Source organism: Yersinia kristensenii (genome assembly GCF_900460525.1).
Lineage (GTDB): Bacteria > Pseudomonadota > Gammaproteobacteria > Enterobacterales > Enterobacteriaceae > Yersinia > Yersinia kristensenii.
The window spans coordinates 694,716-707,316 of record NZ_UHIY01000001.1; the positions used below are offsets into that span (position 1 = coordinate 694,716).

Consider the following 12,601-nt stretch of genomic DNA (forward strand, 5'->3'; position numbering starts at 1 on the left):
AAAATAGTCCATTTCTTGGAAGATTTTTCTGCATTTTTGCATTTCAGGCCTAATAGAAACCCTTTTTAATCACACCCAAAAACCCAACAGTGACCGGTTTTATAACCTGTAGTTTGTTTTTTATAAAATAACGTCTTATACCTTTTTCATCACCACAGCGCATAGCCATTCCGACCTGAAAAATCAATAAAATCTGTGATGAGATACTCATTACTTAGATTCCATTTAGGATTCATTTATATTTCCCCTTGTGGTTGCCGTTAATTTTTACATTTCCCTTAAAAGAAATCACAGAAATCTAACGCCACTAAAAAACAAAAAATAAGTTTTTTACTTTTAAAAAATTAAATAAATAAGAATAAAACACTGTAGATTAAGATCGGTTTTAATAAAGAAAAACAGATTTTTCTCCATGATTATATTAGAAGAAATGATGTCTTGCGTTGAAAAATCTGACAAGCGACAAGACTATACTAATGAAAATATTGTAGGAATTATCCCCCGTCAGGACTCATTATTCTCATAGCATAAAAAATAACATCAATAAAACTGGTTGATTTAGCTTGTAAACTCACACTTCATTAAATAATCCACCATTCCAATATACATCTTGGCGATCTCAATAAAGAAATATCCTAGATTTTAGAATCTCTATCAGGACCTAATCCATGATAACGACAGTGGCAAAAAAACGGCCCCCATAGGGAGCCGTGAGTTAGTCAGTAATACCGAATGTGATTATCACTCTGTCAGTCGTTTATCCGAACCGTGCTGAGGACTTGTTGCTACAGAATACCCCGCCAGAATGGCGACAAAAATCATAAATAGATGGCCTTCCGAAGAGTCCAGCAAAAATGAATTAAAGAAGTTACACGCCATATAGCTGGTCAATACAGCCAATAAAACATTACGCAGAGCCGGTATCTGTTGCCAAATAACACGGTAACAGCAAACAATCCAGGCCAGGAAAATAATCAAACCAACCACACCGGACTGGATGGTTTCCAACAGATATTGGTTATGTGGGTTGTTGATTTTGTAATTTATTTTTGGATCTTCATAATAGAAACCACCGGCTCCGTGGCCCAAAATCGGCGCTTCTTTAATTAACCTGACAGCCTCAATAGCAAATTCCGAGCGTTGCCCCATCGACGTGCGACAAGCGCCGGTGACATTACCTGCTGGCGCGGCCATGCAGACTTTAATCTCATCAATGCCCTGAGTTATCCGCTGTGTGGCTTTATTAGGAATCAGCAGCACTGCAACAAATGCAATAGCCCCCAATACCACTAATAGCCAGCGTTGGCGGCGACCCAACGAAAAGAACAGCCACACGCCTAACCCAACAACCAGTGCGACATATCCTGTTCGGCCCAAGACCAAAAATAGAACACTGTAGCAAGCGGCTACCACCAGCAGGCCATAGCCCCAGCGTTTCCAGCCCTGACTTTTGAAGGCCAACATCAACCACAGTATCGTCGACAAGGCCAGAAAGAAGTTCTGGGTAATTTGCAGTTTAAACAAAGTGGGATTGGCGGGGTCGATATGCCCTATTGGAATGTGTAATACCCCAACAGCCAATGTCCCCACCAACACCACAGCATTAGCGGCCAGGAAGCCGATACAAAATAGTTTTACCCGCTGTGGTTGGTTAATAAAGAACAGGGCCAGCGGCAAGATATAAAGAAATTTCTTATCCTTACTCACCATTTCTGGGCCATAGCTGTTGTGATGAAACAACAATGACAATGCCAATAGCGCAAACATGGCGGCAGGCAGGTAGACCAATGGATTCGTCAGTAAAGGTTTTAATTGCAGTGATTTACGGTTAATAATTAGGCTGATAAGGATTAAAACCAGCGCTATATTAATCAGTGGATTAGAGGTCGGTAGGGCAATACCTAACAGCAATGCAGCAAAGCCGCTCAGTATTTCACTGCGCAGGGAAGCCGGGGAAGTACCCGGCGCAGAAGTCGTTGGGGTTATCATAATTTTCTCAGCTTAAGCTGGTTGGAGGCCAAAAATTGGCTGACACAAATTCGTTATTAACACCAATTGGCTATTAGCTCATCAGTGGCTTCGAGTACGCCAATCATCAACAGCATCTATGACATCCTTCACTGGGATAGCGTTCAAATAACGATCGGTAGTATCAGTATCTATCTCATTAGGGTGTGGCAAAGTGCGGTAATGTCCGGCCCATAGCAGGGTATGAGGAGCCTGCCAGGGATGCCATTGGTCAAGGTTGCTCGGGCCAAATAGCACCACTGCCGGGGTTTGTAATGCCGCCGCCATATGCATTGCTACAGAATCTACGCCAATAAAGAGCTTAGCGTTATCTATTAAGACAGCAAGTTCCGGCAGTGCCAACAGGCCCGCTAAATTAACGACTTTTTCAGGCTGTGTACAACCTGCAATGATGTCAGCGATATAATCCAGCTCAGCTTTGTCTTTACCGCCAGTTAACAACACAGTTTCACCTTGCTCGGTGAGATGGTTTATCAATTGGCTGAATGATTCACTGGCCCAGGTTTTGAACTTCCAGCGGGCGGAGGGTTGAATCAAGAGATAATCAGCAATGTTATGTTGCTGACACAGTTGTTTTACCCGCTCAATATCGTGCTGGCCATAAGCCATCGTGACGTCAGTACTGATATCCGTGAGTTGTAATGGCGCGAGAATGTCCAAATTATTAAGAACAGTGTGCCGCTCGGCTGCATGGGGAATGTCGACTAATGTGGAATGGCAGTAACGCCATAGCCAGGTATCGCGTTTCGGATAATGAAAACCAATACTGAATCCCGGTTTTAATAAACGACAATAGGCAGCGGCCCGCCATTGATCAGATAAATTGAGGATCAAATCATAATGTTGTGATTTCAATGCATTGAACAGCGCTTTTTCACCGCTAATTTGCGCCTTTAAGCCCGCATGTTTAAGGCCACGATCGACAATAAATGCATGGTTAACTGTTTTGTTCTCTCGCAACATTTCTTGCGTTCCGCCATACAGCAGCACGTCGATTTTCGCCTGTGGATAGTTAGCTTTCAACGTATTAAGCAAAGGAGTTGTCAGGAGAACATCGCCGAAATGGCGTAATTTAATCACTAAAATGCGCTTAACATTCTCTTTCTCCCGCAGTATGGCCGGTAAGTTATCGGCACTAAAGTGCACAGGAGCAGAAAGTTGCCCGGCAGGTGATTCTGTCTTATTTGATGTATTCATCATAGGATGCGCCATCATCGGCAACGAAAGAGGGGCTGTAATGCTATATCAGCCGTTTACTGCATGGCAATTCTTTTATATCCGTCATACTTCAAGCTGCATGTGCGTTGGCTGCCTTCGCTCACCCCAGTCACTTACTTCAGTAAGCTCCTGGGGATTTACTCAGTTGCCGCCTTCTTGCAACTCGAATTATTTAGGCTATATCACGCCAATATCTTTCTTATTTAACTCTGTAGATCCGCGAATGATTATTCTGCCCCAAAGCTCAAGCTGACAAGTAAGATAGCCAATTTTAGAGGCCGGGGGCTTTCCACAGGGAGGTCGTCAGCCCGCTGTCTACTAGCGTCAGTTGATCGGTATACACCGCTTGCCAGTTAGTTTTGGCCGCCTGATAAAGTGCTTTATGTTCAATATTGGGCTGATACTCCCGCTCCCAGCGCACCAGCCGCTCGCCGGTTTTATCAAGCGCTTCATATAGCCCGACACCAACACCCGCTGCGATCGCACACCCCAGCGCAGTGGCTTCTTTAACCACAGGGACTCGGACAGGAATGCCGGTTACATCAGCCAGAATCTGGCTCCACAATTTGCCTTTTGAACCGCCACCGGCAAATACCACTGATGAGGCTTTGACGCCAGAAAACTCCGCAATTTGTGCCAGATTACAGGCTGATACTATTGCGGCGTTCTCTTCCAGTGCACGGAATAAGGTGGCTTTGTTGCATTTTTCAGGGTCGAGCGACAGGTTAATAAAGGAAGGCGCGGCGTGATACCAGGATTTAAAGCGCATGACATCAGAGAAAATCGGCATCACCCCGTAAGCACCTGCGGGCACTCGCGCCGCCATATCTTCCAGCAAGCTGTAGGTATCAATCCCCAACCGCTCGGCGAGTAATTTCTCTTCGGCGCAAAATGCATCACGGAACCAGCGCATCGTCAGGCCGGTAAAGAAGCTAATGGATTCCGCTTGCACCATGCCGGGAATAACATGCGGGTTAATGCGCGTATTCATATTGGGGTCAGTAATGGGCTGGGGCAAGTTAACCACTTGCTGCCAGAAAGTGCCGCCCAATACGGCGGTCTGGCCCGGTTGTACCACGCCGAGCCCCAAGCAGCCGAGTTGCACGTCGCCGCCGCCCATAACTACTGGCGTCCCAATCTGCAAACCACACTCTTCTGCGGCTTGCGCGGTGACATGCCCGAGCAACGTGCCCGTCTCTTTGACCGGCGATAAGATATCGGCGCGTAATCCAGCCATTTCCAACAAATTCGGCTGCCAGTTGCGAGTGACTAAATCCAACATGCCGGTAGTGCCCGCATTGGAGGGGTCCACCGCCAGTTCGCCACTGAGCATATTCGCCAGCCAGTCACTTATCATGGTTAATGTGCCAGCCTGACGATAAATATCTGGGCGATAATGCGCCAACCACAGTAACCGCGGCATAGCACTCAAGGCCAATGTCTGACCAGAGCACTGATAGACTTCAAGTTCAAAGCCATTGTTGTGTAACTCTTTTAATTCGCTGACTTCGCGGCTGGCACGCGCATCTACATTAGCACAGGCCCAGATAGGCTTGCCGCTGCGGTCATAGAGCACAATCCCCTCGCGCATTGAGCATGCCGCTACCGCGCGGATAGCACTGGCGGGTAGGTTAGCCTGATGCAGCGCCTGACGGATGCACTGACAGGTCAACTTCCAGTTGGTGGCTAAGTCAAACTCCATCGACCCTGGGACATCAGGTACCGGCAGATGCAACCATTCAGCCTGTCCGGCGGCTATCTGATGACCATTAAGATCAAATATCACCGCCCGGACACTCCCGGTGCCGGCATCCAGTGCCATCAGATACTCACCCGATGGGGTGGTCGTAGAGAATTGACTCATTACGCTATCCTCTTTTTGTTTATATGAATTTATGTATAAATCTGTCCTCTACTGCTTTTTCTCGAAAAATAAAAACTATTGCCGTTATTGTCATAGTCAGATTAAATGCTGTCAGCGCGTAGGGGCCGGAGCATACACATAGTATGTGACAGTCACGAGCACTGCCTGATCGCAAACTGGCAAGTAAAATAGCTCATTAAATCAGTTTGATGGTGGAACGAGCGGTCAGCTCATCCGTCACTAACGCATTCACATATTTGCCCTGCAATGCGGCCACAATGGCTTCTGATTTTTCCACCCCACCCGCCACCCCAATTACTGTCGGGATGTGGGTCAAATCTGTCAGCGAAATACCGATTAACTCCTGATGAATCTGCATATCCGGCACCAATGCGCCGTCTGCCTGCATAAAGTAGCCGAGGATATCGCCGACGGCACCTTTGCGGCTGAACATCAGTTGTTCACCTTCACTGATATAACCGGAGCGCAAAATAGTGGCTTCTTTTTGCTGATTTACCGAGCCAATCCCCACCACGGCGACATCCGCCGCACACGCCGCCAGCATGACATCGCGCACACTGTTTTCCTGGCGGAATGTTTCAGCGACTTTAGCGCTGGAAGCCCGCAACGGCGCAGGGATAATACTGACCTGACAGGCCGCATCAAGCTGCCCAATCCCAGTCATATAAGAGCCAACTCCACCGGAAAGGGTGACCAAACGTACCTGCTGTGAGGCAATAAAGCCGCTCAAATGCTGCAAGGCACACATGGTGGTTTCACCAAAACCCACCGCCAATAACTGCTGTGGCTGTATCAATGCCATCAATAAATGTGCCGCGCCAATCCCCAACCGGCTGCTAATACTGAGGTCAGCCAGTGACGGCAAAATGCGGATATGCTTGAGGCCAAAATGCTGTTGCAGCGCGTTTTCCAGTTCCAGACACCCCTCATAGCGCGAATTGATCTGTACCCGAATAACTCCAGACTGACGGCCTTTCTCCAGCAATCTGGAGACCTTCAATCGGGTCAGCCCCAGCAGTTCGCCAATATCCCCTTGTGTTAAGCCATCGTGATAATAAAACCACGCAATGCGAGCGAGCAGTTCCTCTTCACTCATGCTATTACCCGGATATTTGTATTCATCGTTGGACGACATAAGTTTTTCTTTCATCATTAGCCGCGATCCCTATTGCCGCTTTTCCATTCTTCATTGATTCATCATCGATCAGAAATCCACGGTCTTAATTGATAACTACGCTAACAGCTTAAACCACACATTTGAACATATTTTAATTTAAATTTTTTTATTCACGATTTTGTGATCTTGATTACGCCATGAATGGGATTATGCGGCTATCTTTTTTGAACACTTTTAATTTTAATTTATTTTTGTTCACATCGCGGGAGCTACTGATGCCACAGATTAATCCGTCCCCCCTGCTCCAGGTTCGTGGTATCAGCAAGCAGTTTTCTGGCGTTGTGGTATTGAAAAGTATCGATTTTACTCTGCTACCGGGTCAGGTTCATGCCCTGCTCGGCGGAAATGGCGCGGGGAAATCGACACTGATGAAGATCATCGCCGGTGTGCTGCCTCCCGACAGCGGCACTATTGAAATAGATGGGCAACTTTGTTCCAACCTCACGCCAGCCAAGGCCCACCAGCTCGGTATTTATCTGGTGCCACAGGAACCCATGCTGTTCGCTAATTTGTCGGTTCAGGAAAACATTCTGTTCCGCTTGCCGAAACATCAGGCTGATAAAAAGAAAATGGCGCAGTTGCTGCACAGTTTGGGCTGCCATTTAGATTTGTCGGTCAGTGCCGGTTCGCTGGATGTGGCTGACCAGCAGTTAGTCGAGATCATGCGCGGCCTGATGCGCGACTCGCGCATTTTGATTTTGGATGAACCCACCGCCTCGCTAACACCAGCGGAAACTCACCGGTTATTTAGCCAAATTAAAATGTTATTGCAGCAAGGGGTCGGGGTGGTGTTTATCTCCCACAAACTGCCGGAAATCCGCCAATTGGCAGATTGGGTGAGTGTGATGCGCGATGGCGGGATTGCGCTAAGTGGCGCGACCACCGATTTCTCCACCGAGGCCATTATTCAGGCGATTACCCCGCAAGCTAAAAACGGTGAGTTAACCGATACCCAGAAGTTATGGCTCGAGCTGCCTGGTAACCGCCGCTCGCAAGCACGGGCGCAATCCAATCAGCCAGTGATACAAGTAAACGACCTGAGCGGCGAGGGCTTTGCCCATATCACTTTTGAGGTGCGCGCCGGTGAAATTCTCGGGCTGGCAGGGGTGGTCGGCGCGGGCAGAACCGAACTGGCCGAAACACTCTATGGATTGCGGCCCGCCAGCGGTGGCCGTGTCATGTTGGAAGAGCTGGATATCACCGCCATGAAAACCGTCCATCGGCTGGCAACCGGGCTGGTTTATCTGCCAGAAGACCGACAAGCCTCCGGCCTCTATCTGGATGCCCCGCTGAGCTGGAATGTCTGTTCGCTCACTCAGGGCCACCAAGGGATATGGACTCATCCGGCGCAAGAAGCCGCTATTTTGGAGCGCTATCGCCGTGCGCTAAACATCAAATTCAGCCACCTCGAACAACCGGTTCGCACCTTATCCGGTGGGAATCAACAAAAGCTGCTGATTGCTAAATGTCTGGAAGCCAACCCCCTGCTGCTGATTATTGATGAGCCGACCCGTGGCGTGGATGTTTCAGCCCGCAATGATATTTATCAATTGATCCGCAGCATTGCCTCGCAGCATGTGGCGATCATTTTTATCTCATCGGATCTGGAAGAAGTGGTGCAAATGGCGGATCGCGTGTTGGTCATGCATCAGGGGGAAATCAGTGGCGCGCTGGAGGGCGGTGCAATGAATGTCGACACCATTATGCACTTATCTTTTGGTGAACAAATGGCCGCCGGTGAACATCAGACCGACGCCCACCCGTCTGCTGAAAATGAGGGCGCATCATGTTGAAATTTATTCAAAACAATCGCGAAGGCACCGCCCTACTGGCGATCCTCGCCCTGTTTGCCCTGCTTGGTGTGATTGATCGTAATTACTTCAATTTGCAAACTTTCACCATGATCTTCGGTAGCGCGCAGATCCTGATCCTGCTGGCGATCGGCGCCACCATGGTGATGCTGACCCGCAATATTGATGTCTCCGTCGGTTCCATCACCGGCTTGTGTGCGGTGACGGTCGGTATGGCGCTCAATGCCGGTTTCGGGCTGGCGGTATCTTGCTTGTTTGCTTTGCTGGTCGGCATGGTGGCCGGTTTGTTTAATGGCATCCTGGTGACTTGGCTGCGCATCCCGGCGATTGTCGCCACACTGGGTACATTGGGGTTGTATCGCGGCCTGATGCTGTTGCTGACCGGCGGTAAATGGATTGAGGGGCTACCCGCTGACCTCAAAAGCCTATCGACGCCAATTCTGTTTTCCATCTCGCCCATTGGCTGGCTGATTATGTTGTTGATTGTGTCAATGGCCTTACTGCTGGGCAAAACCGCCTTTGGCCGCAGCTTCTATGCGACCGGCGATAACTTGCAGGGCGCACGCCAATTGGGGATCCGCACTGATAGCATTCGTATTTTTGCTTTCTCAATGAATGGCGTGATGGCGGCGCTGGCGGGGATTATATTCGCCTCACAAATTGGTTTTATCCCCAATCAAACCGGCAGTGGCTTGGAAATGAAAGCCATTGCCGCCTGTGTTCTCGGCGGCATCAGCTTGCTCGGCGGCACCGGCACCATTATTGGTGCCATTCTTGGGGCTTATTTACTGACACAAATCGACAGCGTGCTGGTGCTGCTGCGCCTACCGGCGTGGTGGAATGACTTTATCGCCGGCTTGGTGCTGTTGGCGGTGCTGGTATTCGATGGCCGCCTGCGTTGCGCCGTCGAGCGCAATATTCGCCAACAGAAATATGCCCGCTTTACCGCCCGCCCGGTTGCTCCGGATAAGAAAGTGAAACCGAACAATAACAAAGCACCGAGTAGTAAATCATTCACCAAGAAGGAGGCGGCACGATGAATATTTACCGGCGTTATGGATGGGAGCTGGCATTAGCCGCCTTGTTAGTGCTGGAAATCGGGCTGTTTGGTTTATCCAATTCGCGCATGTGGGACATTAATGTGCTGCTGTTCAGTACCAGTGATTTTATCTGCATCGGCATAGTCGCCCTGCCGCTCACCATGGTGATTGTCAGTGGCGGCATTGATATCTCATTTGGCTCCACTATTGGCTTGTGCTCAATATTCCTCGGGGTGATGTTTCAAGCGGGCGTCCCGATGAGCCTCGCTATCCCATTGACGCTGGTGGTGGGCGCACTCTGCGGTTTGATTAATGCCGGGCTGATTCTGTATACCGGCGTCAACCCGCTGGTCATCACCCTCGGCACTATGTACCTGTTCGGCGGCAGCGCCTTGCTGTTATCCGGTATTTCCGGCGCGACCGGCTATGAAGGCATTGGCGGCTTCCCAACCGCCTTTACCGATTTCGCCAATCAAACTTTATTCGGCCTGCCGGTGCCGCTGGTGATCTTTATGGTCTGCGTGTTGCTGTTCTGGTTGCTGATGCACCGCACCCACAGTGGCCGTAACGTTTTTCTTATCGGGCAAAATAGCCGGGTGGCACGATACAGCGCCCTGCCCGTCGCACGTACCTTGTGCATCTTGTATGCCTTGACTGGCGTGGCCTCCGCCATTGCCGCAGTCCTGTTGGTTTCTTACTTCGGCTCGGCACGATCTGATTTAGGGGCATCATTTCTGATGCCTGCTATCACCGCCGTGGTGTTGGGCGGGGCCAATATCTATGGCGGCTCCGGCTCCATCCTCGGCACGGCACTGGCGGTATTACTGGTGGGTTACTTGCAACAAGGCCTGCAAATGATTGGCACGCCCAACCAGATATCCAGTGCGCTGTCTGGCGCATTGCTGATTCTGGTGGTGGTCGGGCGCTCCATTAGCCTGCATCGGCATTTGATTTATGAATGGCTGCAACGTCGCAGAAATACGGTTAATTAACCTGTTGTTTTTATTTAAATTGCCAACACCTCGATCCCATATCGGAGATAGCCATGAAAACACCAAGATTAAAAAAGCTGGCGCTGATTTGTGCCCTCGGATTTGCCGGTATCACTTTTAGCGCTATAAATGCCGCGCAAGCCGCGGAACGCATCGCATTTATCCCGAAATTAGTCGGGGTGGGCTTCTTTACCAGCGGCGGTAAAGGTGCCGTCGATGCCGGGAAAGAGCTGGGGGTGGATGTCACCTATGATGGCCCGACCGAACCGAGTGTCTCCGGTCAGGTTCAGTTAATTAATAACTTTGTTAATCAGGGCTATAACGCCATTGTGGTCTCTGCGGTTTCACCCGATGGCCTGTGTCCGGCATTAAAACGCGCTATGCAGCGGGGGGTCAAAATCCTGACCTGGGACTCTGACACCAAACCCGAATGTCGCTCGCTGTATATCAACCAGGGAACGCCCAATCAACTGGGATCAATGCTGGTTGATATGGCGGCCAATCAGGTGAAAAAAGACAAAGCCAAAGTCGCATTTTTCTATTCCAGCCCGACAGTCACCGACCAAAACCAATGGGTGAATGAGGCGAAAAAGAAAATCCAGCAAGAACACCCCGGCTGGGAAATTGTCACCACCCAGTTTGGCTATAACGACGCCACCAAATCACTGCAAACCGCTGAGGGTATTTTGAAAGCCTATAGCGATTTGGATGCGATTATTGCCCCAGATGCCAACGCCCTGCCCGCTGCGGCGCAAGCAGCAGAAAACCTCAAACGCGACAATGTGACGATTGTCGGCTTCAGCACCCCAAATGTGATGCGCCCTTATGTTCAACGCGGCACGGTCAAAGAATTCGGCCTGTGGGACGTGGTTAACCAAGGCAAAATCTCGGTGTATGTCGCCAATGAGATGCTGAAAAAAGGCGACCTGAATGTCGGCGATAAAATTGATATCCCGAACATTGGTGTGGTCGAGGTGGTGCCCAACAGTGTTCAGGGCTATGACCATGAAGCTAAAGGCAACGGCATTGTGTTACTGCCACAGCGGGTCATTTTCACCAAAGAGAACATCGACAAATACGATTTCTAATCTCGGCGGCCCGCCCCTACCGGCGGGCCTAAACAGACCTAAGGGAGTTATGACAGATGGCTGATTTAGACGATATCAAAGACGGTAAGGATTTCGGTATTGGCGTACCCCAGCAAAATCCTGCATTTACACTTAAAGGCTGCGGTTCGCTGGATTGGGGGATGCAATCTCGTCTGGCGCGGATTTTTAATCCGAAAACTAACCGCACAGTGATGCTGGCATTTGACCACGGCTATTTTCAGGGGCCGACCACCGGTCTGGAGCGGATTGATATTAACATCGCCCCGCTGTTTGAATATGCCGATGTCTTAATGTGTACTCGTGGCATTTTGCGCAGCATCGTGCCCGCCGCGGCCAATCGCCCGATTGTACTGCGCGCCTCTGGCGCAAACTCAATTCTGACGGATTTATCCAATGAAGCGGTGGCGGTGGCAATGGAAGATGCCCTACGGCTCAACTCCTGCGCCGTGGCAGCACAGGTTTACATTGGCACTGAGCACGAGCATCAATCTATCAAAAATATCATCCAGTTAGTCGACCAGGGCATTCGCTACGGAATGCCGACCATGGCAGTGACGGGGGTGGGTAAAGATATGGCGCGCGACCAGCGTTATTTCTCTCTGGCTACCCGTATCGCCGCAGAAATGGGCGCTCAGGTGATTAAAACTTATTATGTCGACAGTGGCTTTGAGCGCATTGCTGCCGGTTGCCCGGTGCCTATCGTGATAGCGGGTGGTAAAAAACTCCCGGAACGGGATGCGCTGGAAATGTGCTATCAGGCGATTGATCAGGGCGCATCTGGGGTGGATATGGGCCGCAATATCTTCCAATCAGACGCCCCGATTGCCATGCTGAAAGCGGTTCATGCCGTGGTGCATAAAAATGAAAATGCAGAAACGGCCTATAAGCTGTTTTTACATGAAAAAGGTTGAGTCAGCTGGCCGTTAACTGGCCCATGATGACAAGGAGAAAGGTATGCATGTCACCCTCGTCGAAATTAATGTTAAAGATGGCAAAGTTGAGCAGTTTATTGCGGTTTTCCGCGCTAATCATCAAGGTTCTATCCTTGAGCCGGGGAATCTGCGTTTTGATGTCTTGCAGGATGCATCTATCCCAACACGCTTTTATATCTACGAAGCTTATGTTGATGAACACGCGGTCGCCGCTCATAAGAAAACGGCCCATTATCTAAAATGTGTCGAAGAGCTGGAGGGGTTGATGACCGGCCCGCGCAAGAAAACGGTCTTTAATTGCCTGATGCCTTAATCCATCCGGGCAGCTGCTCCCTCTCGCTGCCCTTTTTCTTGTTTCTTGCCCAATAAAAAAGCCCTGCTCAATAAAATTGCTTAATTTGCGCTATGA

10 protein-coding genes are annotated in these 12,601 nt (G+C 49.8%); 6 read left to right on the forward strand and 4 right to left on the reverse strand.

The features are described from left to right. Positions 1-741: 741 nt before the first annotated feature. The 4 genes from waaL-ps to lsrR form a co-directional block, all read right to left on the reverse strand. Positions 742-1,989: an O-antigen polysaccharide ligase WaaL-ps gene (gene waaL-ps, locus DX162_RS03195; RefSeq protein ID WP_004389344.1), complete on the reverse strand. Its 1,248-nt coding sequence runs from the start codon at positions 1,987-1,989 to the stop codon at positions 742-744. Positions 1,990-2,070: 81 nt separating this feature from the next. Next, positions 2,071-3,228 (reverse strand): putative lipopolysaccharide heptosyltransferase III, encoded by a 1,158-nt coding sequence (rfaQ, locus tag DX162_RS03200; protein ID WP_032819328.1) that lies wholly within the window; start codon positions 3,226-3,228, stop codon positions 2,071-2,073. Between the two features lie 289 nt (positions 3,229-3,517). Continuing rightward, positions 3,518-5,110, reverse strand: a complete 1,593-nt coding sequence (gene lsrK / locus DX162_RS03210; RefSeq protein ID WP_004389342.1) for an autoinducer-2 kinase — start codon at positions 5,108-5,110, stop codon at positions 3,518-3,520. Between the two features lie 196 nt (positions 5,111-5,306). Further along, positions 5,307-6,284 carry a transcriptional regulator LsrR gene (gene lsrR / locus DX162_RS03215; protein WP_004389340.1) on the reverse strand — a complete coding sequence of 326 codons (978 nt, stop codon included), beginning with the start codon at positions 6,282-6,284 and terminating at the stop codon, positions 5,307-5,309. A gap of 239 nt (positions 6,285-6,523) precedes the next feature. Between lsrR and lsrA the strand changes: the two genes are divergently transcribed. Genes lsrA through lsrG form a run of 6 tightly spaced genes read left to right on the forward strand, consistent with a single transcriptional unit; the run spans position 6,524 to position 12,505 of the window. Continuing rightward, positions 6,524-8,101: an autoinducer 2 ABC transporter ATP-binding protein LsrA gene (lsrA, locus tag DX162_RS03220; RefSeq protein ID WP_032819364.1), complete on the forward strand. Its 1,578-nt coding sequence runs from the start codon at positions 6,524-6,526 to the stop codon at positions 8,099-8,101. After that, positions 8,095-9,159, forward strand: coding sequence for an autoinducer 2 ABC transporter permease LsrC (lsrC, locus tag DX162_RS03225; protein ID WP_032819327.1), 1,065 nt, complete (start codon positions 8,095-8,097; stop codon positions 9,157-9,159). Before lsrA ends, lsrC begins: the two co-directional genes overlap by 7 nt. After that, positions 9,156-10,151 (forward strand): autoinducer 2 ABC transporter permease LsrD, encoded by a 996-nt coding sequence (lsrD, locus tag DX162_RS03230; protein WP_032819325.1) that lies wholly within the window; start codon positions 9,156-9,158, stop codon positions 10,149-10,151. The genes lsrC and lsrD overlap by 4 nt, the downstream gene beginning before the upstream one ends. Before the next feature lie 53 nt (positions 10,152-10,204). Further along, a complete protein-coding gene (gene lsrB, locus DX162_RS03235; protein ID WP_004389333.1) occupies positions 10,205-11,239 on the forward strand; it encodes an autoinducer 2 ABC transporter substrate-binding protein LsrB in 1,035 nt (344 codons plus the stop codon). A 56-nt stretch (positions 11,240-11,295) separates the two neighbouring features. After that, complete coding sequence (lsrF, locus tag DX162_RS03240; protein ID WP_004389332.1) at positions 11,296-12,171, forward strand: 3-hydroxy-5-phosphonooxypentane-2,4-dione thiolase; 876 nt, start codon at positions 11,296-11,298, stop codon at positions 12,169-12,171. Between the two features lie 43 nt (positions 12,172-12,214). Further along, entirely contained in the window at positions 12,215-12,505 is a 291-nt protein-coding gene (lsrG, locus tag DX162_RS03245; protein WP_004389331.1) for a (4S)-4-hydroxy-5-phosphonooxypentane-2,3-dione isomerase, read from the forward strand. Positions 12,506-12,601 lie beyond the last annotated feature (96 nt).